The following is a 22,203-nucleotide window of genomic DNA, read 5'->3' on the forward strand; positions in this document are numbered from 1 at the left end:
GGCGGGCCGTCCCCGGAAAGCCGTCACTGGGGTCGGCCCGCCAGGCCACTCCGCTCCCCCATGCCGCCTCCGTCTGGGCGGCCACTCTCCGGCGGCGCGAAATCTCCTGTCGCGAAGTCTCCTGTCGAGAAGCCTGTCGTGAGGGCTCTTGCCGTGAGGTCTCTTGCCGGCGGGTCCGCTGTGGTCGGCGGGGGCTGGTTCGGCTGGTGGTAGCCCTGCCATTGGGCGAGCCCGGGGAACGTGCCGATCGTCAACTCCGCCAGCAGCGCCCCGGTCCACGCCTCCTCCGCCATGCTCATGGCCAGGGCGTATTCGGACTCGATGAGGAACAACCGCGGGATCTCGCCACGCTCGACCTCAAGGTTCGAGCGCTGGACGGCGATCCGGTCACGGAGCAGGGCGAGCCGCCGCCGGAGCAACGCGGTGACCTCGTCGGGGTCGAGTCCGCCCATCACCGACAACCCGGCCTCGAACCCGGTGTGCTCCCGCTCGGGCGTCCCCAGCAACTCGCGCGTCCAGTCCTCGGCCTCCTCGCGGCCGTCTTCCGTGATGCGGTAGACCGTCCGCTCGGGCCGGCCCCCTTGGCGGGCGCTCTCCGTGGCTCGGATCAAACCGTGCTTCTCCAGATTGCGTACCACTGTGTAGAAGGAACCCCACTTGATGGGCATCTCCCGATCCTTGCCACGGGCCCGAAGGACGGATGCCATCTCGTACGGATGCATCGGCCGTTCCGCGACCACCGTGAGCACGGAGAGGGCCAACAGGTTGGCCACTCTGCGTCGTTGCGCCACCCACACCGTCCTTGTCGACGAATATTCGCGGACGAATATACGGGCACGAGTATTCCTGTGGCAATACCGCTTGCCTCTCCAGCGGGTGGAGGGTGCAGGTTGGTGCCGTGAGCGATCACGTGGAGCTGTACACGATCGGCGAACTGGCCCACCGCACGGGGCTGCCGGTGCGGACGATCCGGTTCTGGTCCGACAGCGGCATCCTGCCGCCCACCGGCCGCACGGCGGGCGGCTACCGCCTGTACGACGAGGCCGCGGCGGCCCGCCTCGAACTGGTCCGCATGCTGCGCGACCTCGGCATCGGGCTGGCGGCCGTTCAAGACGTCCTGTCCCGGCAGGTCACGGTGGCCGAGTTGGCGCGGGTGCACCTGCGGGGCCGTCGACGCCGAGATCCGGGCGCTGCGGATGCGCCGGGCCGTACTGAGCGTGATCGCCGAACAGGGTGACACGACCGAGGAGACACTGATGATGCACGAACTGACCAGGCTGTCCGCCGCGCAGCGGCAGCAGATCGTCGACGAGTTCGTCGAGGGCACGTTCGCGGGGCTCGATCTGGACGGCGACGCCGGGATCGTGGCGGAGTGGATGCGGGAACTGCCGGATGAGCCCGCGCCCGGCCAGGTGGGCGCCTGGGTGGAGCTCGCCGGGCTGACCACCGACACCGCCTTCCGCCGCCGGCTGAGGGACATCGCGCTGGCCGCCCCGCAGCCCACGCCGGGCCGCGATCTACGGGCGGCGGCCCTGGAGCACGTACGGCCGGCGCTGGCCGACGAGGTGGCACCGGAGTCGGCCGAGGGCCTGCGGATCCTCGACCGGATCGTCGACGGCCCACAGCGAGGGCCTGAGCTGCTCGCCTGGCTGGAGACCGTCGCCGACGCCCGGGTCGAACGCTACTGGGAGTTGATCGCCACGCTCAACGGCCGGGAGACCGCGCCTCCCGCAGTGCCCGCCCTCCAGTGGCTGATCGCCGCCCTCCGCGCCCACAGCCGGACCGCCGAGGTTTCAGGCTGTCGGGAAGGTGCCTGATCAGGAAGGCTCCTGGGTGCGGCGCCGACGGTGCGGTGAGCGCGTGCGAGCGATCCGTCAGGTGATGGCGCGGTCGAGGAAGGCGGCGATGAGCGGGGCGATTTCAGGGAGGTTCTCTTCGAGGGCGAAGTGGCCGGTGTCGAAGAGATGGAGTTCGGCGTTGGGCAGGTCGCGCAGGTAGGCGCGGGCGCCGGGTTCGGGGAAGAACGGGTCGTTGGCGCCCCAGACGATGAGCGTGGGCGGGGTGTGAGCGCGCAGCCAGGCCTGCCAGGCGTCGTAGTGTTCGACGTTGGAGTGGTAGTCGAAGGTGAGGGCGATCTGGGCCTCCTTGCGGCCCGGGAGGTCGAGGAAGTGCTGGTCGAGCGTCCAGCCGTCCGGTGACACCAGCTCGGGGTCGCCGGTGCCGCTCTCGTACTGGCCGCGGGTGCCGGCCAGGGTGAGCACCTCGCGGATCCGCTCCTCGGCACCTTCGATCTCCGGCCGCAGCCCGAGGAGGTCGCGGGCGAGCGGTGAGAGCCCTTCCACGTAGGCGTTGCCGTTCTGCACGATCAACCCCGCGATCCACTCGGGGTGGCGCGTCGCCAGCCGGAAGCCGACCGGCGCGCCGTAGTCGAAGACGTACATCACGAAGCGGGTCAGACCGAGCCCCTCGACGAAGCCCTCGGTGATGTCGGCCAGCCGGTCGAAGGAGTAGTCGAAACCTTCGGGGGTCTCGGTGTGCCCGAAGCCGGGGTAGTCGGGGGCGATCAGCCGGTAGCGGCCGCCCAGGACGTCGATCAGGCGGCGGAACTGGTGGGAGGCCGAGGGGAAGCCGTGCAGGAGCAGCAGCACGGGCGCGTCGGGCCGGTCGGGCAGCGACTCACGGTAGAAGACCCGGACGCCGTCGACTTCGATATGGCGGTGCGCGGTCCGGGCGACCAGGGGAAATGTCATTGCCAATGCCCTTCATAGCGATCAGGGATCTCATTCATTAGCACGTACCCCTGACCGGGGAGCCACTGGCCCTGGTTTTGGTCAACACCCGCCCGGCGGCACGAGGCGATCAGACGACCGGGGCCGGACAGATCAAAGCCGCCCGGAATCTTCTCGTGTCACGCCCGCGGCCGACCCAAAAAAGCCGGAAATATCGGGAATGGCGTCAGAGCGAGGCGGCCAGCGCGAGGGCCGCGGCGGCCTCGTGGCGCAGGACCATGATGAGCAGCGTGGCGACCAGGGTGGCGATCAGCAGCCAGCTGATCAGGATGATGACCGTCGAACGGCGCGGCTTACGCCGCCCGCCGGACCCCCCGTCAGCCTTCTCCTCGCTGCGCCGGGCCCGCTCGTTGAATGACTCCAGCCGCGCCACAAGTCGCGGATCGTCATCGACGAGGTGCTGCTCGATCTGTGCCAGCATCCGCTCCTCGTCCTGCGACCAGGCCATGGCTGCACCTCCGGAACGCAAGCTCTGTGCCGGGTTTCTGCCCAACCATGAAGATCATTAGCCCCCGCCCAAGCAGGTAATTGCCACCTCTTTCCATTTGCGATCTTCATCGAACCTTTGTTCTAATCATGGGATGCGCTGGGACAACCTGCGCCTGGCCGACTCCGGCCGGGACGATCCGGCCGCGCCGCTGTTCGCCCGCGGCGCGGTCACCCGCACGTTCGACACTCCCGAGTTCAAGGGGATGACCTTCTACGAGATCCACGCCCGTTCGATCATCAACCGGGTGCCGGCGGCCAGCCGGGTCCCGTTCGAGCACACCATCAACCCCTATCGGGGCTGTGGCCACCGCTGCGTCTACTGCTTTGCCCGCAAGACGCACGAATATCTCGACCTCGATGCGGGCGCCGACTTCGACTCGAAGATCGCGGTCAAGGTCAACGCCGCCGAGCTGGTCCGCAAGGAGCTGGCCGCGCCACCCCATCGCCATGGGCACGAACGTCAACTGCTATCAGCGAGCCGAGCCGGGTGAACACTGTAAGTTGTAGCCTCTGACGTGCGATAATGCCGCCATGTCTACTCCAACGGAGCAGGACCCGACAACCCTGATTGACCTCGTCTGCCGGAAGTCACGGGCCGTCAAGAGCAAGACGGGTCGGCGGGAGATCTCGGTTAGCGCACAGGAGAGCCGGGGTCGCCGGACGGCCGCAGAGCTGGGGCTGACCGTTCGGCACGTCTGGCGTGAGGTCGGCAGCGCCTCCCGCTTCCGCACGTCGAAGAAGACCCCACAGCAAGACCTAGCACTGAGGGCCCTTGAAGACGGAGAGATCGGCGCCCTGTGGGTGTTCCGGCTCGACCGGTGGACCCGACGCGGGGCCGGCGCGGTCCTTGCCATCGTGGAGCCGCGCGACGGCCGCCCCCGTCGTCTTCTGGTCGACAACAACGACCCCGACAACCCTGGCATCGCACTGGACAGTGCCAACCCCCGGGACCGCTCGGAACTGATCCGCCGTGCTGAGGACGCCCGCGAAGAGACAGAGGTGCTGTCTCAGCGCATCCGGAACACAAAGACCTTCCAGCGGGACAACGGCGAGTGGCTGAACGGCGTCGCCCCGTACGGCCTGCGCATCGTCACGGTTGTGGTGGAGGGCGAGGACGGGGAAGAGGTCGAAGAGCGGAAGTTGTCCCGAGACACTGAGACATCCGCCCTATGGCCGGATCGCCCCGAGGTCACCAAGGCGGACCTTGCCCGCGAGATCACGTACACGCTGCCGTTGCAGGGCGTGGCGAAGCGGAAGATCGCCCTCTTGATGAACGAGCGGGGCATTGCCTCCCCCACGGGCGGGCAATGGGCCGTCGCCCAAATCCACAGCATGATCGGGAGCCCTGTGTACGCCGGGTGGCAGGTGGCCGGACGCTCGGACGGCAAGAGCCGACGTCTCGTGTACCGCAACGAGGACGGCGAGAGGGTCAGTGTCATGGTGGGCCCGTCCTTGCTCACGCAAGAGGAGTGGGACGAGGCGAACCGGGTGTCCCGGGGCGTGGGCCCTCCTCTGGGCTCCGACAACTGGAAGGCCCGGCATCTCCTCACCGACCTGTTGCAGTGCGCAGGCTGCGGGTACGGGATGACGTGGCGCGGGACCGGGTACTCATGTTGGCGCCCAGGGGCCGGGAGCGTGTGCCTCTCCCCCGCCTTCGTCGCCGTGAAAAGCGCGGAAGAGTGGGTGCATGCCCGCTGGTCCACCCGGCTCCACGCGGCAGAGGAGACGGACCCGCTCTTGCGCATCGTGGCTGAACGCTGGTCGGCGCGGCAGGACCCGGAGGCATCGGCGGACGAGGCAGACGCACGGGCGGCCTTGGCAGAGGCTGAGACGGCCCTGTCCCGCCTGTGGAGCGATCGGCGCGCGGGGCTCTACGACGGGCCCTCTGAAGGGTTCTTCGCCCCCGCACTGCGGGACGCCAACGCGGCGGTAGTCGACGCACAGGCCCGGGTCAAGGAAGCGCAGGGCACGCGGAACCTGGACATCGGCTTCCTGCTCGACTACGAGGAGCAGGACAAAGCGTGGAGGTCGGCGGACGAGCCGCTGAGGCGTGATCTCTTGCGGTTGGCGATCCGGAAGATCGTGGTGAAGAAGGCGGCGTACCGGGGCCAGAAGTTCCACGGGCCCTCGCGCCTGTGTTTTGAGTGGCTGGACGGTGAGGTGGAGGAGTGGGAGGAGGCGCCGAGGCCCAAGGACACAGCGAGGTGAGGTACTGACGATCTTCTGTTCTGAGGCCGCGCGGCAGCTCAGCCTCCCCGGTCTGTCCGGGCTCGCGAATGAATAACCGCTGGCGCCGCCGCCGGAGCCGGTGACACCATATGGCCGTCTTTGACGTCTACCGGCAGGAGCGTGTGATGCGGTGCCTTCGAGTCTCCCAGCGCCCTATTGGCACGAGAGTTCTCGAGGCTTCGACCAAGCATGCACATCCTCAACATCGGCATCCTCGCGCATGTAGACGCGGGTAAGACCAGCCTGACCGAGCGGCTGCTGTTCCAGACCGGCGTGATCGATCGGCTGGGCAGCGTCGACGACGGCAGCACCCAGACCGACAGCGGCGCCATCGAACGGCGCCGCGGCATCACCATCCGTACCGCCGTCGCCTCCTTCACCGTGGGCGACCTGCGGGTCAACCTCATCGACACGCCCGGCCACGCCGACTTCGTGGCGGAGGTCGAACGGGCGCTCGGTGTGCTCGACGGCGCCGTGCTGGTGCTGTCGGCCGTCGAAGGGGTTCAGCCGCACTCGCGCGCCCTGATGAAGACGCTGCGCAGGCTGCGGGTGCCCACGCTGATCTTCGTCAACAAGATCGACCGGGCCGGGGCCCGGGAACGGGAGCTGCTGGACGACATCCGGCGGTGGCTCACGCCGCACTGCGCCGCCCTGAACACCGTCCGGCGGCTCGGCGGCCCGGACGCCCACACGGTACGCACTCCCGGCCCGGACGCCGAGGTGCTGGCCGAGCATGACGACGGCATCCTGGAGTCGCTCGTCGAGGGGCAGGTGCCGACCGGCAAGGAGCTGTGGGCGGCGATGGCCCGGCAGTGTGCCGACGGGGTGCTGCATCCGGTGCTGTTCGGGTCGGCGATGACCGGGCAGGGGGTGGATGAGCTGCTCGACGCGTTCCACCTGCTCCCGGCCACCGTCGCATCGGATGGCGGGGCGGCCAGGGCGACGGTGTTCGGGATCGAGCGTGGTGCCGCCGGGGAGAAGATCGCCTATCTGCGGATGCGTTCCGGTGTGCTGCGGGCGCGGCAGCGGGTGTCCCTGTTCCGCCTCGGCCGGGACGGGACGGTCGAGGAGTACGGTGGGCGGCCGACCGCGGTGCGGGTGGCCGGGTCCGCCGGGACGGAGGCGGTGGCCGGGGACATCGTGACGGTGCGGGGCGTACCCGAGATCCGGGTCGGCGACCACCTCGGCGTCCCACCGGAAGCGGACGCCCGGGGCAGCGGCCGGGCCGGGTATTTCCTGCCGCCCAGCCTGGAGACGGTGGTCAGGCCGCGGGTGCCGGGTCAGGAGGGACGGCTGCATGCCGCGCTGGCCGCCCTGGCCGAGCAGGATCCGCTGATCGGCACCCGCGCCCTGCCCGGCGGTCAGACGTCGGTACTCCTCTACGGGGAGGTGCAGAAGGAGGTCATCGCCGAGACGCTGGCCGCCGACTTCGGGGTGGCGGCGGTGTTCGAGCCGACCAGGCCCGTCTATCTCGAACGCCCCGTGCGCCGGGCGGAGGCCGTCGAGGAGATCACGCGTCACGGTCGTAACGACTTCGTCGCCACCGTCGGCCTGCGGGTGGAGCCCGCCGCCATCGGGTCCGGGGTCGGATACCGGCTGGGCGTGGATCTGGGGTCGCTGCCGCTGGCCTTCCATCGGGCCATCGAGGACACCGTGCGCGACACGCTGGCCGAGGGACCGCACGGCCGGCCGGTCACCGACTGCCTGGTCACGCTGACCAGGACCGGTTACGACAGCCCGGTCAGTACGGCGGCCGACTTCCGCGGGCGGACCGCGATCGTGCTGCGGCGGGCGCTGCGCCGGGCGGGCACACGGGTGTACGAGCCGTGCCACCGCTTCGAGCTGGAGGTGCCGCCGGAGTCGCTGAGCGCGGTGACCGTACGGCTGGCCGGGCTGGGTGCCGTGGTGGCCGATGCCGTACAGCGGGAGGCGGTGTGGCTGGTCAGCGGCGAGATCCCGGCCGTGGCGGTGCGTGAGTTCGAGCTGGCGCTGCCCGGGCTGTCGCACGGCGAAGGCGTGTGGTGGTCGCAGCCTTTCGGCGACCGCCCTGCTCGCAGGTAACGATATGTCACCATTAACCCGCCCATAGTGACCGTCATGTCTGAAATGGGTACTAAATGCGTGGATGTACCGATCCAACATCATCCGTTCGGGGGGAACCATGGTGAACAAGAAGCCGGCCGCCAAGACCGGCAAAGCCAAAAAACAGGCGATCAAGTCCAGCCGCCAGGTCAAGGAGTCCAAGGACGCCAAGAAGGAGCCCAAGAAGCCCGACGTGGCGTGACCCGGTGAAATGATCAGGCAGCCGCGGCCGGAGTCCCGGCTGCCTGACCACGGGAGCGACACATGACGGCCTACCTCCGCTTCCCCGCCGTCTTCCAGGACGTCGTCGTCTTCGCCGCCGAGGACGACCTGTGGATGGTCTCCGCCCTCGGCGGGCGCGCCTTCCGCCTGACCGCCGGGGTCGCCGAGGCCGGATACCCGCGCATCTCTCCGCGCGGCGACCAGCTCGCCTTCGTCGGACGCGAGGAAGGCCAGGAAGAGGTGTACGTCATGCCCGCCGACGGGGGCGCGGCCCGGCGGGTCACCTATCACGGGGCCCGCTGCGCCGTCACCGGCTGGGACCCCGAGGGCCGCATCCTGTACGCCAGCGACGAGTGCCAGCCCTTCGAGGGCCGCAAGTGGCTGCACCGCGTCGCGCCGGGCGGCGTGCCGCAACGCCTGCCGTACGGCCCCGCGAACTCCATCGCCCACGGCCCGGACGGCATGATCGTCCTGGGCCGCAACACCGCCGACCCGGCGCGCTGGAAGCGGTACCGGGGCGGCACCGTCGGCGACCTGTGGATCGATCCCGAAGGCGAAGGCCACTTCCGCCGGCTCATCCGCCTGCCCGGCAATCTGGCCTCCCCCTGCTGGAGCGGCGACCGCGTCTGCTTCCTGTCCGACCACGAAGGCGTCGGCAACGTGTACTCCTGCACTCCCGACGGCGACGACCTGCGCAAGCACACGCATCACGAGGACTACTACGCCCGCAACCTGTCCGGCGACGGCCACCGCCTCGTCTACCACGCGGGCGCCGACCTCTACCTGCTCGATCCCGGGGACGCGCCCCACCGGATCGACGTGCGGCTGGCCAGCTCCAGGACCCAGCGCAACCGCAGGTTCGTGGACGCCGACGACTACCTCGACAGCGCCACGCTCAGTCCCGGCGGCAGCGCCCTGGCCGTCACCGCGCGCGGCAAGGCGTACGCCATGGCCGGTTGGGAGGGGCCGGTCCGGCAGCACGGCGAACCCGACGGTGTCCGCTACCGCTTCCTGACCTGTCTCAACGACGGCCGCCGCCTCATCGCCGCCGCCAGTGACGACAGTGACGAGGAGCAGCTGGTCATCCTCGGTGAGGCGAGCGTCCTGAGCATCGCCCGGCTCGGGCGGATCACCGCGCTGGCGCCCGACCCCGTCCATGACCGCGTCGCCGTCACCAACCACCGCGACGAGCTGTACCTCGTCGAGCTGGCCACCGGGCAGGCCGTTCTCGTCGAGGCCAACCCGCACGGGCCGCCCGCGGACCCCGCCTGGTCGCACGACGGCCAGTGGCTCGCGTACGCCAGCCCGCTGACCGCCCACACCTCCGCGATCATGCTGCACCACCCCGCGACCGGCCAGACCGTGCCCGCCACCGAACCGCTCCTCGAAGACTCCCGTCCCGCCTTCGACCCGCGCGGCCGCTACCTGTACTTCATCGGCCAGCGCGTCTTCTCCCCCGTCTACGACCAGCTCCAGTTCGGCCTCGGCTTCCCCCTCGGCACCCGCCCCTACGCCATCGCGCTGCGCCGGGACGTCCCCGACCCGTTCGTCCCGCAGCCGCGCCCCCTGGGGGCCAAGGACGAGGACGACGAGGAAGAGGAGGAGCCCGAGCCGCTGCGCGTGGACCTCGACGGGCTGGTCCGCCGCGTCACCGCGTTCCCGCTGCCGGAAGGCCGCTACGAGCGCATCGCCGGGCTGCCCGGCAAGGCCCTCATCCTCAGCAGCCCGCTGCAGGGTGAGGGTGTCCTGGACCTGTACGACTTCGCCAAGGGAGAGAGCGAGACGTTCGCCCGCGGCGTCACCGACTTCGAGCTGGGCCGCGACCACAAGACGCTCCTGTACCGGGCGGGCGACCGGCTGCGCGTGCTGAAGGCCACCGAGACACCCGACAACGACGACGACACCCCGGGCCGTGAGAGCGGGTGGATCGACCTGTCGCGGATCAAGGTGTCGGTCTGCCCGGCCGCGGAGTGGCGGCAGATGTTCCGCGAGGCGTGGCGCCTGCAGCGCGAGAACTTCTGGACCGAGGACATGGCCGGCGTCGACTGGGCCGAGGTGTACGAGCGCTACCTGCCGCTCGTGGAGCGCGTCAGCACCCGGGGCGAGTTCTCCGACCTGCTGTGGGAGCTCCACGGCGAGCTGGCCACCAGCCACGCCTTCGAGAGCGGCGGGGAGTATCGGCCGGGCCCCGAATACACGCAGGGCAAGCTCGGTGTCGACTGGGACCACCGCGACGGCGTCTACCACATCGGCGCGATCGTCACCGGCGACCTGTGGGACCCCGAGGCCACCTCACCGCTCAACCGGCTCGGCCTCGACGTACGGCCGGGCGACGCGGTCCTGGCCATCAACGGCGCTCCCATCGGCGAGACCGCCACCCCGAACGAACGCCTGGTCAACCTGGCCGACGAGGAGGTCGAGCTCACTCTGCGCCGCGGCGAGCGCCTGTTCACCGCCACGGTCCGCGCCATCGCCGACGAACGGCCCGCCCGCTACCGCGACTGGGTCGACCTCAACCGCGCCCGGTGCCATCAGCGTTCGGACGGCCGCGTCGGCTACCTGCACGTTCCCGACATGGGCACGGAGGGGTTCGCCGAGTTCCACCGGGGTTTCCTGGCCGAGTACGACCGCGACGCCCTCATCGTCGACGTCCGCTTCAACGGCGGCGGCAACGTCTCGGCGCTGCTGCTGGAGAAGCTGGCCCGCCGCCGCCTCGGCTACGACTACCCCCGCTGGGGCGATCCCGCGCCCTACCCGCCGGAGTCGCCGCGCGGCCCGCTGGTCGCCCTCACCAACGAGTGGACCGGCTCCGACGGCGACATCTTCAGCCACACCTTCAAACTGCTGGGCCTCGGCCCCCTCATCGGCAAGCGAACCTGGGGCGGCGTCATCGGCATCTGGCCACGGCACCGACTGGCCGACGGCACCCTTACCACCCAGCCAGAGTTCTCCTTCGCCTTCGACGACGTGGGCTGGCGGGTCGAGAACTACGGCACGGACCCCGACCTGGAGATCGACATCACCCCGCAGGACTACGCGGCGGGCACGGACACCCAGCTCGAGAAGGCCATCGACGTGATACTCGACCTGCTGGCCGAACACCCCCCGCACACCCCGGATCCAGCACATCGGCCACGGATGCAACCATAAGACGATTTACGGCGTCTATAGATCATGTGTGGGGTTGGTCCTCGGGGATGGTCGGGACACTCCGCAGAAGCGGGACAATAAGCCGGTGGCGAACGGGTACGTATCGCTATCGGCCACTTGTGTAGTGACACTCTCAGTCCAAGGGGGACTTCTCAAGTGCGCGCACTGGCACGCAAGGGCAAGTCGGCGATGGTCCGGCTGTACAGGGGCTACAACCGCCGCAAGGTGCGCAAGGCGCCGCCGCCGTCGACGGACAAGGTCAGGATTCTGATCCTGCACGCGTACGGCATGGGCGGCACGATCAGGACGGTGTTCAACCTGGCCAGTTATCTGGCCAAGCACCACGACGTCGAGATCGTCAGCATTCTGAAAGAGGCCGAGGAGCCCTTCTTCCCCATCGACCCGCGGGTCAAGTTCCGTTTCCTGGACGACCGGCTGCACCCCAGCCCGGACCCGGTGCGCGCGATGCTGTCGAAGATGCCGAGCAAGCTCATCCCGGCGGAGGAGTCGGCCTACCACCGCTTCAACCTCTGGACCGACCTCAAGCTGGCCCGTTACATCCGTTCGCTCGACACCGGGATCCTCATCTCCACCAGGCCCGGCCTCAACCTGGCGATGGCCCAGTTAGCGCTGCCCAGCCTCATCACCATCGGCCAGGAGCACGTCGCCCTGCGTACCCAGCCGGAGGCGGTGCAGGAGCTGATCAAGTGGCGCTACCGGCGCTTCGACGCGCTCGCCACGCTCACCAAGGCGGACCTGCGCGACTATCGCGCCGCCCTGCCCAAGAAGCCGAAGCGGCTGATCCGCATCCCCAACGCCGTGCCGCCCATGACCGGCGACGTGGCCAAGCTCGACGCCAAGGTCGTCATCGCCGTCGGCCGGCTGACCCGTCTCAAGGGCTTCCACCGGCTCATCGTCGCCTGGGAAGAGGTCGCCAAGACCCACCCCGACTGGACGCTGCGTATCTTCGGCGCCGGTCCCCAGGAGGAGAACCTGCGCCAGCAGGTGATCGACGCCGGTCTCGAAGGCAAGGTCGAACTGCCCGGGGCCACCACCGACGTCGGCGCCGAGCTGGAGAAGGCATCCGTCTTCGTGCTCAGCTCGCGCCACGAGGGCTTCCCGATGACCATCCTGGAGGCCATGGCCAAGGGACTGGCCATCGTCAGCTTCAACAGCCCGCACGGGCCGAAAGAGATGATCACCGACGAGGTCGACGGGCTGCTGGTCAAGCCGCGTACCAACGCCAACCTCGCCACCTCGCTCCTGCGCGTCATCGAGGACGAGCACCTGCGCCGCCACCTGGCGGCCGGGGCGCTGGAGACCGCGCGTACGTACGACGTCGACGCCATCGGCGCCCAGTGGGACGCCCTCTTCGAGGAGCTCCTGGCCCGCCGCAACGGCACCTACGTCCGTCCGACCCCGCCCGCGCCGGCACCGGCCCAGATCGAGCCCGCACCGGCCGACCCCGCGCAGGCCCCGCCGCCCGCCTGACGGTCAGGTACGGCTCGTCAGCTCGACCGGCTCCGCGATGACGTCCACCAGGGCCCCGTTGCGGTGCACCGTGATGGGCAGCGGCCGCCCGATCGCGTCGGCGAACATCAACCGCTGCAGGCTCTGCGCGTCCCCCACCGGATGGCGGTCGGCGCTCAGCACCAGATCCCCCGCCCGCAGGCCGGCCCGGTCGGCGGGCGACCCGGGCATCACCTCCACCACCCGCAGCGCGGTGTCCTGGCCGGTCCGCCGCCGTAGCGGCTCGGCCAGCGGCGCCGGCGAGGTGACCAGCCCCAGGTACGCGCGTCGTACCCGGCCGTCCTTGATCAGGGTGGCGATGATCGCCCGCGTCGTGCTGTTGACCGGCACGGCCAGCCCCACTCCGACACCGGCCACGGCGGTGTTGACGCCCACCACCCGCCCTTGCGAGTCGGCCAGCGCGCCGCCCGAGTTGCCGGGGTTCAGCGCCGCGTCCGTCTGGATCACGTCCTCGATGAGGCGTACGGCCTGACCGCTGCGGGCCGGTAACGACCGTCCCAGCCCGGACACCACGCCGGCCGTCACCGAACCGGCCAGCCCCAGCGGGCTGCCGACCGCCACCACGAGCTGCCCCACCACCAGTTCGTCGCTGTCGCCCAGGACGACGGGCCCGGGCGTGGGCACCTGCGCCCTGATCACCGCCAGATCCGACAGCGGATCCCGCCCCACCACCAGGAACTCACCCGACGATCCGTCGGAGAACGCCACCGTGCCCGCCCTCGACGAGCCCACCACGTGCGCGTTCGTCAGCAGGAACCCGTCGGCCGTGAAGACCACCGCCGACCCGCTGCCCCGGTCCGCCCGCACGCTGGCCACCTTCGGCAGCAGCTCGGCCGCCACCGATGAGACGACACGGGAGTAATCATCCATGCTTACATCATTACTCCGTAACCGAGAAAACGGCACAGCTTTTTCAGCTCACCGCCTGCGCCAGGGCCGCGCCGCAGTAGCCCGCCCCGAGCCCGGCCACGATGCTCGCCGCCGCGTTGGCCACCGCGTGGAAGCGGGCGCCCTCCTCGGCCAGCCGCACGGTCTCGTACCCCAGGGTCGAATACGTGGTCAGCGCCCCGCAGAACCCGGTGCCCGCGAACGCCATCACCCCGCTCCCGGCAGGCAGCGCCGCCAGGAACCCCAGCACCGCCGACCCGGCCACGTTCACCGCCAGCGTCCCCCAGGGGAACACCGTGTCGTGCCCGGCCTGCACCGCCCGGTCCGCCAGATACCGCAGCGGGGCGCCCAGCGCCGCGCCCACCACGATCAGGACGATCGTCATCGGGCCGCCACCCGCGCCAGCCGCCGCGTCACCCGCATCCCGCACCACACCGCCACCACGGCCGCGACCATCGTCGCCGCCAGATAGACCAGCCCGGCGACCGGCGCGCCCCACGCCACCAATCGCTGCACATCCACCACGTACGTGGAGAACGTGGTGAACCCGCCCAGGATCCCGACCCCGAGGAACGGCCGTACCAGCCGATGCGCCTGCCGTACCTCGGTGATCACCACCATGAGCACCCCGATCAGCAGGCATCCGGAGACGTTCACCCAGAACGTCGCCCACGGGAACCCGGCAGGAGAGGCGGGCAGCGCGCTCTGCGCCCCGTAGCGGGCCAGCGCTCCCAGCGCGCCCCCGGCCGCGATGACCACGAGCACGCTCCAGGACAGCTCCGCCCGCTGGCCGGGAACGTGGAGATCCACATCCGGATCAACAGCACCGTGCGTCATAGATCCCTCCCTCTGCCGTCTCAAACCTCTCACCGTGTCAAACACCACAATGTCGGGAATTGATCTCTAGAGAACCTGTGCCCAAGATCTCGGAGGCGTACTTGAGCACAAAGGATACGGTCGCCCTCCTGGCCGGGGGTGTACTGGTCGTCTCCCTCATCGGCGGCACCAAGAGCAGCCCGGCCACCGCGGCCAGCCCCCTGAGCAACACCAGCGGAACCCTGCCAGGACTCGCCCCCATCACCAAAGACACCGACAAAGCCAGCGCCCGCGCCCTCATCAAGGAACTCCGGGTGAAGGACCGCGGCCCCAAGACGGGCTACGAGCGCACCAGATACGGCGACAACTGGGCCGACACCGCCACCGACGTCCCGTACGCCCGCAACGGCTGCCGTACCCGCGACGACCTGCTCGCCCGTGACGGCCATGACGTCAAGTATCGCCAGGGCTCCCGCTGCGAGGTCGTCTCCCTGCGGCTGACCGACCCCTATACCGGCAGGACCATCGACTGGCGCAAGGAGCACGCCGACGAGATCCAGGTCGACCATGTCATCCCGCTCGCCTACGGCTGGCGGATGGGCGCGCCGCGCTGGTCGATGGCCAAGCGCGTCGACTTCGCCAACGACCCGCTCAACCTGCTGCCCGTCGACGGCGCCGCCAACGAGCAGAAGGACGGCTCGGGGCCGGCCGGCTGGCTGCCGCCGCAACACCGCATCCGCTGCGCCTACGTCACCCGCTTCGCCCAGGTCGCGCGCAAGTACGACCTGCCCGTCACCCGCGAGGACAAGAACACCATGCTCGCCCAGTGCCGCTGACCGCCGCCGCTCAGCGCACGTCCCTCCAACTCAGCGCATGCCCATCCAACTCAGCGCACGCCCATCCAGCTCAGCGCACGTCCATCCACTCGAAACCGTTCTTGAACGTCAGCGCGGCCAGGGCCCGCTGCCCGTCGGCGTTCGGGTGGAAGTAGTCCCACTTGCTGATGTGGTCGAGCGTGAACGGGTAGCCGAACACCGCGCCCCCGTCCGTACGGCAGGCGGGACCCAGCGTCGCGCACGCCTCGGCGGCCTCGTGGTTGTAAGCCATCACCCGCGCCCGCACCCGGGCCCGCCGCGCCACGTCGGCGGCCTTCATCGAGGACGGGGAGGCGAGCATCGTGGGGCAGATATGGCCGAGTGTCCAGAACGAGCGCGCCAGCGCGTTGCCCTTGCCGACCTGCCACAACCGGCGCAGGTCCGGAACGCTGGCGATGAACACCCGGACGCCCGGCATCCCGGCCCGCAACTCCGCCAGAGCCGCGTCGAACCGCTGCCGGTAGACCTGCACGGGCGTCATGTCCTTCTCTGCCGGCTTGCAGGCGTCCTGGGCGCCGATGAGGATTGTGACATAACTCGCTTTCGCCGCCACCGCCTGCCTCACCTGCCCCAGCAGGTCCGCGCTCGTCGACCCGGGCACCGCGAAGTTGCGGTTGTGCCCCAAGATCGACCTGCTCAGCCCGGCCAGCCGCAGGTAGTGGCTGCTCACCTGGGCGTTGTCACCCGCCGACCAGGAGCGGGAGGTGCAGGAGACGTACCAGCCGCACGCGTTGAACCCGGCCGAGACCGAATCGCCCAACGCCGCCATGACCTCTGGGACGGGCTCCGCCGTGGCGGCCTGGGCCGTGCCGGAGCCGAGAAGAACGAGCGCCGCGACGCAGACGGGCGCGAGACGAGTGATCATGCGGCCCAACGTAGGGATGGGCGAGGGGGCCGACTATGTCGTTAAGGCAACATCTGCCATCTCAGGACCGTGTTCATATCGCCGCTTGACAGGCCGGATCCGATGCGGCCCCGACCGAATATCATGCGAGTTCCCACTTTTTCTGGGTTCGTTGACCGTAACCGGTCATTCACGGGGGTCCCAGTCGAACGTGTTCAGTTCCCGCATAGAGTGTCTTGGGTGAGTGTCGCGCTCGGAACCACCCGCCCGCTACCGGTTCGCACCACCCCCATAGGTGACCCCGGTAACTTGCTGGCCTCCCTGCCCCGGACCCCCGCCCCTTATGCCTGGATCAGGCATGGCGAAGGACTCGTGGGCTGGGGTGAGGCCGCCCGTGTGAACGTTCCCGCAGGTCCCGGCCGGTTCGCCTGGGCCCGGCGGTGGCTCGGCGACCTCTTCGGCGACGCCCGCATGGACACCTATCTCGACGGGCCCGCCGGCACGCCCGGTGTCGGGCCGGTCGCCTTCGGCTCCTTCACCTTCGACGAGAACGCCGCCGGCTCCGTCCTCGTCGTCCCGCAGGCCGTACTCGCCCGGCGCAGCGGCCACGCCTGGCTCACCACCATCGGCGACGCGCGCCTCGAACCCCTCACCCCGATCCGCGACCCGGGCCGCATCAGCTACGGCGACGGCAGCCTGTCCGCCCCCGAATGGGAGCACGTCGTCGCCCAAGCCGCCCGGCGCATCCGCGACGGCGAGCTGGAGAAGGTCGTCCTGGCCCGGGACCTGCTCGCCACGGCCGAGCGTCCCATCGACGTACGCCTGCTGCTCAGCCGCCTGGCGCAGCGCTATCCCGAGTGCTACACCTTCTCCGTCGCCGGCTTCGTCGGCGCCACGCCCGAGCTGCTCATCCGGCGCACCGGCCAGGAGATCGAGTCGCTCGTCCTGGCCGGCACCACACCGCGCGGCAGCGGCCCCGAAGACGACGTGGCGCGCGGCGCCGCGCTGTTCGCCTCGGCCAAGGACCGGCACGAGCACGAGTGCGCCATCGCGTCCGTACGCGAGACGCTCGCCCCGCTGTGCTCGTCGCTGCAGACCCCCGACGAACCCGAACTGCTCATGCTGCCCAACGTCCAGCATCTGGCCAGCCACGTCACGGGCCGCCTGGCCGACGGCGCGTCGGTGCTCGACGTGGTCGCCGCCATGCACCCGACGGCGGCGGTGGGCGGCACACCCACCGACACCGCGATCAAGGTGATCCGGGAGCTGGAGGGGATGGATCGCGCGGGGTACGCGGGGCCCGTCGGGTGGATCGACGCTCACGGGGACGGCGAGTGGGGGATCGCGCTGCGCTCGGGGATCGTCCGCGGCCGCCGGGCCCGGCTGTTCGCCGGCGGCGGCATCATGGGCGACTCCGACCCGGCCTCCGAACTCGCCGAGGCGCAAGCCAAGTTTCGCGTCATGCAGTATGCGCTGGAGGGATGATTTTTTAGGTGACGGCACAGCCTGGGAGGGCCCAGTCGCCGTACGTGGCTGAGGGCCTCCAGGGACACGGCCGCTGAGCCCGCACGGGGTCGGGCGCCGTTACGGCCGGGTTCTTAGCCTTCTAGGTGGATTCTGTTGCCCGGAGTCACCTGGGCTCGGCCTGCGGTGAGGGTTGCCAGCCAGTCGGTGAAGGTCGCCGTCTCGTCGTCGGACACCGCAACCGTGAAGACGACCTTGCTGCCGTAGGACACGTCCTTTATCGGGTGTTTCGATGCCCTCAGGTCGTTCTCTATGCGGCCTGCCTGGTCGTGGGCGACTGTTACGTGGATGAGGGTTGCCGGGATCATCCTGGTTGGTTGTGCCTGGTCCAGGGTTTCCGTGACCGCTGAGCTGTAGGCGCGGACCAGACCGCCGGCGCCCAGGAGGGTGCCGCCGAAATAGCGGGTCACCACCGCCACCACGTCGTTGAAACCCCTGCCCGTCAGGGCTTGCAGCATGGGGGTGCCCGCCGTACCGCCTGGTTCGCCGTCGTCGTCGCCCTTGCGGTCGTCGCCGATGACGTAGGCCGTGCAGTTGTGGGAGGCGTTCGGGTGCAGGTGGCGGCGTTCGGCGATGAAGGCCGAGGCTTCCGCGGGCGTCCTCGCCGGGGCGACCGCGCAGACGAAGCGGGAGCGGCGGGCCTCCGTCTCGTGCTCGATGGCGGCGCTCAGGGTGAGATAGGAGGACACGTCCACAGATTAGTGCTCGCCGGACCGGCTCTCGGGACTAGCATCGCCTTCATCCCCCGGCAGGTCCCATGGAGGTATCCGTGGATATCACGGACGACGTCATGCCCTACGTCACCGAGGCGATCGGCGCCTATGGCGGTGCCGTACTCGCCAAGACCCACGAGCTCGCCGCCGGGTCGAACATCGCCCGCGGGACCCGCATCCTGCAGCGGATCTTCGGACGGGGTGACGCCGGCTCCAGGAGGGCGATCGAGCAGATGGCGGCCCACTCCGGCGACGATCTGGCGTTACGGCTGGCCATCCTCGAGGCGTTCGCGGCCGATCCGACCCTGGCCGGCGAGATCGCCGCCATGCTCCCCGCCCGCAGCACCACCTGAGCGGTCGCCCGCAGCGCCACCCGAGCATCCGCCCGCGGCGCCACCCGAGCGCCCGGCCGCCGCGCCGCCTGAGGGGCCGGCCGCGCTCACCGGTGCGGGGCGCCCCGCGCCGCGTGACCGGTCCATTTCCCGCCATTCCCGGCGCAGCCCGGTCAGGCCTACGGTGAGGAAGTAGGCCGCTCCGCACGCGACCAGCACCGGCGACAACCCGGCGGCGGCCACCGCCGCACCGGCGATGAGCCCGCCCAGCGGAATCCCGCCCCACGCCAGCGAGTCCCCCAGCGCGTTGACCCGGCCGAGCAGCCGTCGCGGCACCCGTTCGAAGTAGATCGCGCCCAGAATCGGGTTGATGAGGCCCCCGCTGAGCCCGCTCAGCGCGAACACCACCACGATCGCCCACACCGGCGCGTCCATCGCCAGGACCAGGAACCGCGGCGGGCCGGCGAGCAGAAAGGCCACGAAGAACACCGCCCGCCGCGGCATCCGATGCGCCACCGCGGCGGCCACCAGGCTCCCGCCGACCGCCGCCAGCCCCATCACGCTGCTGTTCAGCCCGATCACGGCCGGGCCATGGCCGGACTCCCTGGCCCACACCGGCACCAGCACCTGGGTGAACGCCGCGTCCAGCAGGTTCGTCACGGCGACCATGAGCGCGAGGGCCAGCAGTATCGGCTCACCCCGCAGAAAGGCGACCCCCTCGGCGAAACGCCGCCAGTAGCCCTCCGTCTCCCCCGCCCCGCCCTCGGAATCGCGACCCGAGCCGTGGTCCGACATTTGGGGAGGGACCGCGCCCTCTGCTGACACCTGGACGGGGACCTCGCCCTCGGCCGATGCCCGGACGTGGGCCGGGTCGCCTGCGTCTGGTGCCTGGGCGCGTGGCAGTGCCCACACGATGACGACGGAGCCGAGCGCGAAGCAGGCCCCGCTGGCTGCCAGGCCGATCAGTGGGCCGGCCAGTGCTACCAGCGCCCCGCCCGTGGCCGGACCGACGGTGGCGGCCAGGCGTTCCGTCACGCCTGACAGTGCCGCGGCCCGCTCCAGCGGGATCCGGCCATGCTCGGCCGCCTCCGGCACCATGATCTCCTTGGCCAGGTCCCCGGGCCCGCGAGCCGCGCCGATCAGCGCCACCAGCCCGAGCAACACCGGGAAGGCCAGCAGACCGAGAACGTGCAGCAGAGCCACGGCCCCGGCTCCGGCGGCGCTCGCCACGTCGGCGACCCACGAGACCCGGCGCGGCCCCAGGTGGTCGACCAGCGGCCCCACGAAGAGCTTGACCAGGACATACGGCGCCATCTCGCAGAAGGCCACGAGCCCGGTCATGGTGGCGCTGCCGGTCGTGACGAGCACGAACCACGGCAACGCGATGGCCGACACCCGAGTGCCGGTCAACGACATGGCCAGGGCCGCCAGCACCCCGGCCAGCGGGCGTAAGGACCGCCCGATCACGGGACGCTCGTTCGCAGGAGGCTCGGTCACAGGACGGCGGGTCATGACAGGTCCGATTCCGACACGTCCGGCTCCGACACGTCCGGCTCCGACACGTCCGGCTCCGACACGTCCGGCTCCGGCAGCAGGTGCATGACCAGCGACACCCGCTCGGCCCCCTCGACGACCGCGTCCTCGGGGACGTCGCGCACGTAGCGGGCGACCACGGCCAGCAGTTCTTCGTGCAGCCGCTCGGCCTCCTCCAGGGTGAGGTGCAGCGCCCAGTGGCTGATGTCCAGCGCGTCGCACCAGGGCCGGGGCATGGTCTGCAGTTCGTTCAGCGCGCGCTGGGTCAGCAGGCTGTGCGCGGCCGCCACAGACCGCAGGTACGTCAGCACGGCCTCGGGCTCCTGCCTGGCCAGTTCGCTGTCGGCGAGCCGGGTCACCTGGTGCACCGAACGCCACCACCGCTCGCGCGCGTTCCCGCGTTCGGTGTCCTCCTCGACGAAGCCCGCCGCAGCCAGCCTGCGCAGGTGGTAGCTGGCCGTGCCGGAGTTGACGCCGAGGCGTTCGGCCAGGCGGGTGGCCGTCGAGGGACCGTACTTGCGCAGGAGTTGGACGAGCTCCACCCGCACCGGATGGGCGAGGGCGCGCAGGCCCTTGGCATCGAGAACGACGACTGAGGTCATGACCCCAACCATAGATTGCCAACATCTCTTCGCAAAGGGTTCTTCGCGAAGAGATGTTGGCAATCCGCCGTTTGCGCTAAAGTGCGTTTGTGAATCCCCCCTTCACGCCCCTCGCCCCTGACGACCCTCCCGAGATCGGCGGCTATCGCCTGGTGGCGCGGCTGGGGGCGGGCGGAATGGGGCAGGTCTACCTCGCCCGCACCCAGAGCGGCAGGCGCCTGGCCATCAAGGTGATCCGCGCCGAGTTCACCGGGGATCCGGAGTTCCGGCGGCGGTTCCAGCAGGAGGTCGCCGCGGTCGAGCGGGTGCAGAGTCTCTACACCGCGCCCGTCGTCGACGCCGATCCCCAGTCCAGGACGCCCTGGCTGGCCACCGCCTACGTACCCGGGCCCTCGCTCGACAAGGCCGTCGCCCGTCATGGTCCGCTGCCTCCCCGCACGGTGCTGACCATGGTCTGCGGGGTGGCCGAGGCGCTCCAGGCCATCCATGCCGTCCAGGTGGTCCACCGCGACCTCAAACCGTCGAACGTGCTGCTGTCCCCCGACGGCCCCCGCGTCATCGACTTCGGCATCGCCAAGGCCGTCGACGCGACCCCGCTGACCGGGACCGGCATCCGCGTCGGCACGCCGCTGTTCATGGCTCCCGAGCAGGCGCTCGGGCACCCGGCCGCGCCGCCGGTCGACGTGTTCGCGCTCGGCGGGCTGGCGCTGTTCGCGGCGACCGGCCGCACACCGTTCGGCGAGGGCCCCGACCCGGCGGTGCTCTACCGCGTGGTGCATGACGAGCCTCAGCTCGACGGCTGCCCGCCGGAGTTGCGCGACGTGATCGCCCGCTGCCTGGCCAAGGACCCGGCGCATCGGCCGACGCCGCGCGCGCTGGTGACCGAGCTCGAACGGTACGCGCAGACGGGGCCGGAGTGGCTGCCCCCGGAGCTCACGCGCTCCCTGCCCGGCTACGCGGCCTCGCCCTCTCCGCCCCCGGCGCGCTCACGCAGGACGTTCGGGTTCGGTGTCGTGGCGGGCGCCGCCGCGGGCGCGGCGCTGATCGCGGGCGCGGCCACGGCCGTGCTGCTCAACCAGGGCCCGGCCGTCGGCACCCCGCTCGCCGGACCCGCCGCGACCGTCACGGTCACCGAACAGGCGCCCGCGAGCAGGCCTACCACCGATGCGACCGAGGAGACCACGCCGAGCCCCGCGGGCACGGCGACCGAGGGCTCGGTGGCCGGGGCGAAGGCGGGCACGCTGCTCGGCACGTACAAGGGCATCGACGTGACCATCTATTACTCGGTCAACTTCACCGACGACCCCACCCACCCCAAAGAGGGCAACGACGAGGACGTCAGCTACGGCGCCATCGGCCTCCAGGCGGAGAAGATGGCCGTGCTCGAACCCGGACAGACCGGCACCTACCAGGCGTGCGTCGACAACACCCGGTACATGGGGAGCTACGCCGCCGACCAGGCCAAGGGCCGGCTGGTGTGCGTCTTCGCCGAGAACACGATCGGTCTCGTCAAGGTGACGAAGGTATCCGAAGGGGCCAGTGACTACATCACCATGGACCTGACAGTCTGGCAGCGCTGACGCCT

General features: G+C 70.3%; 22 protein-coding genes. 12 read left to right on the forward strand and 10 right to left on the reverse strand.

Features of this window, described 5'->3' with window-relative positions; genetic code table 11:
- Nucleotides 1-23 precede the first annotated feature (23 nt).
- Nucleotides 24-797, reverse strand: coding sequence for a PadR family transcriptional regulator (locus KME78_RS09285; protein WP_308126862.1), 774 nt, complete (start codon nucleotides 795-797; stop codon nucleotides 24-26).
- A 101-nt stretch (nucleotides 798-898) separates the two neighbouring features.
- Here KME78_RS09285 and KME78_RS64065 point away from each other — a divergent pair, with 101 nt between their 5' ends.
- Both KME78_RS64065 and KME78_RS64070 read left to right on the forward strand, forming a co-directional pair.
- Nucleotides 899-1,237 (forward strand): MerR family transcriptional regulator, encoded by a 339-nt coding sequence (locus KME78_RS64065; RefSeq protein ID WP_308126863.1) that lies wholly within the window; start codon nucleotides 899-901, stop codon nucleotides 1,235-1,237.
- Between the two features lie 19 nt (nucleotides 1,238-1,256).
- The gene (locus tag KME78_RS64070) at nucleotides 1,257-1,817 is read left to right on the forward strand and encodes a hypothetical protein (protein ID WP_246650765.1); all 561 of its coding nucleotides are present in this window, start codon (nucleotides 1,257-1,259) and stop codon (nucleotides 1,815-1,817) included.
- A gap of 57 nt (nucleotides 1,818-1,874) precedes the next feature.
- Here the strand turns inward: KME78_RS64070 and KME78_RS09295 are convergent, their stop codons facing one another.
- Both KME78_RS09295 and KME78_RS09300 read right to left on the reverse strand, forming a co-directional pair.
- Entirely contained in the window at nucleotides 1,875-2,750 is an 876-nt protein-coding gene (locus tag KME78_RS09295) for an alpha/beta fold hydrolase (RefSeq protein WP_219528393.1), read from the reverse strand.
- A gap of 205 nt (nucleotides 2,751-2,955) precedes the next feature.
- Nucleotides 2,956-3,237 (reverse strand): DUF3040 domain-containing protein, encoded by a 282-nt coding sequence (locus KME78_RS09300; RefSeq protein WP_219528394.1) that lies wholly within the window; start codon nucleotides 3,235-3,237, stop codon nucleotides 2,956-2,958.
- 133 nt (nucleotides 3,238-3,370) lie between these two features.
- Between KME78_RS09300 and KME78_RS09305 the strand changes: the two genes are divergently transcribed.
- From KME78_RS09305 to KME78_RS09325, 6 genes are all read left to right on the forward strand, one after another.
- Nucleotides 3,371-3,769 carry a radical SAM family protein gene (locus KME78_RS09305; protein WP_246650766.1) on the forward strand — a complete coding sequence of 133 codons (399 nt, stop codon included), beginning with the start codon at nucleotides 3,371-3,373 and terminating at the stop codon, nucleotides 3,767-3,769.
- Between the two features lie 40 nt (nucleotides 3,770-3,809).
- Entirely contained in the window at nucleotides 3,810-5,486 is a 1,677-nt protein-coding gene (locus KME78_RS09310; protein ID WP_219528395.1) for a recombinase family protein, read from the forward strand.
- 210 nt (nucleotides 5,487-5,696) lie between these two features.
- Entirely contained in the window at nucleotides 5,697-7,568 is a 1,872-nt protein-coding gene (locus KME78_RS09315; protein ID WP_219528396.1) for a GTP-binding protein, read from the forward strand.
- 100 nt (nucleotides 7,569-7,668) lie between these two features.
- Nucleotides 7,669-7,791, forward strand: coding sequence for a hypothetical protein (locus tag KME78_RS66035; RefSeq protein ID WP_281428660.1), 123 nt, complete (start codon nucleotides 7,669-7,671; stop codon nucleotides 7,789-7,791).
- A 62-nt stretch (nucleotides 7,792-7,853) separates the two neighbouring features.
- Entirely contained in the window at nucleotides 7,854-10,961 is a 3,108-nt protein-coding gene (locus KME78_RS09320) for a S41 family peptidase (RefSeq protein ID WP_219528397.1), read from the forward strand.
- 156 nt (nucleotides 10,962-11,117) lie between these two features.
- The gene (locus tag KME78_RS09325) at nucleotides 11,118-12,452 is read left to right on the forward strand and encodes a glycosyltransferase family 4 protein (protein ID WP_219528398.1); all 1,335 of its coding nucleotides are present in this window, start codon (nucleotides 11,118-11,120) and stop codon (nucleotides 12,450-12,452) included.
- Between the two features lie 3 nt (nucleotides 12,453-12,455).
- On the opposite strand, the gene KME78_RS09330 is transcribed toward KME78_RS09325, so the two are convergent.
- From KME78_RS09330 to crcB, 3 genes are read right to left on the reverse strand one after another with little or no spacing between them, the layout of a single operon-like run.
- The gene (locus KME78_RS09330; RefSeq protein ID WP_219528399.1) at nucleotides 12,456-13,361 is read right to left on the reverse strand and encodes a S1C family serine protease; all 906 of its coding nucleotides are present in this window, start codon (nucleotides 13,359-13,361) and stop codon (nucleotides 12,456-12,458) included.
- Nucleotides 13,362-13,404: 43 nt separating this feature from the next.
- On the reverse strand, nucleotides 13,405-13,764 hold the full coding sequence (locus KME78_RS09335; protein WP_219528400.1) for a fluoride efflux transporter FluC: 360 nt from the start codon (nucleotides 13,762-13,764) through the stop codon (nucleotides 13,405-13,407).
- The gene (gene crcB, locus KME78_RS09340; protein WP_219528401.1) at nucleotides 13,761-14,216 is read right to left on the reverse strand and encodes a fluoride efflux transporter CrcB; all 456 of its coding nucleotides are present in this window, start codon (nucleotides 14,214-14,216) and stop codon (nucleotides 13,761-13,763) included. Before crcB ends, KME78_RS09335 begins: the two co-directional genes overlap by 4 nt.
- A gap of 101 nt (nucleotides 14,217-14,317) precedes the next feature.
- On the opposite strand from crcB, the gene KME78_RS09345 reads away from it, so the two are divergent.
- A complete protein-coding gene (locus KME78_RS09345) occupies nucleotides 14,318-15,031 on the forward strand; it encodes an HNH endonuclease family protein (protein WP_219528402.1) in 714 nt (237 codons plus the stop codon).
- A gap of 70 nt (nucleotides 15,032-15,101) precedes the next feature.
- On the opposite strand, the gene KME78_RS09350 is transcribed toward KME78_RS09345, so the two are convergent.
- Complete coding sequence (locus tag KME78_RS09350) at nucleotides 15,102-15,935, reverse strand: SGNH/GDSL hydrolase family protein (RefSeq protein WP_219528403.1); 834 nt, start codon at nucleotides 15,933-15,935, stop codon at nucleotides 15,102-15,104.
- 219 nt (nucleotides 15,936-16,154) lie between these two features.
- Between KME78_RS09350 and KME78_RS09355 the strand changes: the two genes are divergently transcribed.
- Complete coding sequence (locus tag KME78_RS09355; protein ID WP_219528404.1) at nucleotides 16,155-17,399, forward strand: isochorismate synthase; 1,245 nt, start codon at nucleotides 16,155-16,157, stop codon at nucleotides 17,397-17,399.
- A 113-nt stretch (nucleotides 17,400-17,512) separates the two neighbouring features.
- Here KME78_RS09355 and KME78_RS09360 read toward each other — a convergent pair whose 3' ends face one another.
- Nucleotides 17,513-18,127, reverse strand: a complete 615-nt coding sequence (locus tag KME78_RS09360) for a YigZ family protein (protein WP_219528405.1) — start codon at nucleotides 18,125-18,127, stop codon at nucleotides 17,513-17,515.
- A gap of 80 nt (nucleotides 18,128-18,207) precedes the next feature.
- On the opposite strand from KME78_RS09360, the gene KME78_RS09365 reads away from it, so the two are divergent.
- A complete protein-coding gene (locus KME78_RS09365; protein WP_219528406.1) occupies nucleotides 18,208-18,504 on the forward strand; it encodes a hypothetical protein in 297 nt (98 codons plus the stop codon).
- On the opposite strand, the gene KME78_RS09370 is transcribed toward KME78_RS09365, so the two are convergent.
- Together KME78_RS09370 and KME78_RS09375 are read right to left on the reverse strand one after the other, a co-directional pair.
- Nucleotides 18,415-19,950: an MFS transporter gene (locus tag KME78_RS09370; protein WP_219528407.1), complete on the reverse strand. Its 1,536-nt coding sequence runs from the start codon at nucleotides 19,948-19,950 to the stop codon at nucleotides 18,415-18,417. The genes KME78_RS09365 and KME78_RS09370 overlap by 90 nt on opposite strands.
- A 41-nt stretch (nucleotides 19,951-19,991) precedes the next feature.
- Nucleotides 19,992-20,618 (reverse strand): ArsR/SmtB family transcription factor, encoded by a 627-nt coding sequence (locus KME78_RS09375; protein WP_246650767.1) that lies wholly within the window; start codon nucleotides 20,616-20,618, stop codon nucleotides 19,992-19,994.
- Between the two features lie 89 nt (nucleotides 20,619-20,707).
- Here KME78_RS09375 and KME78_RS09380 point away from each other — a divergent pair, with 89 nt between their 5' ends.
- On the forward strand, nucleotides 20,708-22,198 hold the full coding sequence (locus KME78_RS09380) for a serine/threonine-protein kinase (RefSeq protein WP_308126864.1): 1,491 nt from the start codon (nucleotides 20,708-20,710) through the stop codon (nucleotides 22,196-22,198).
- The last annotated feature ends 5 nt before the right edge of the window (nucleotides 22,199-22,203 follow it).

The sequence above is a fragment of the Nonomuraea guangzhouensis genome (assembly GCF_019396345.1).
Lineage (GTDB): Bacteria > Actinomycetota > Actinomycetes > Streptosporangiales > Streptosporangiaceae > Nonomuraea > Nonomuraea guangzhouensis.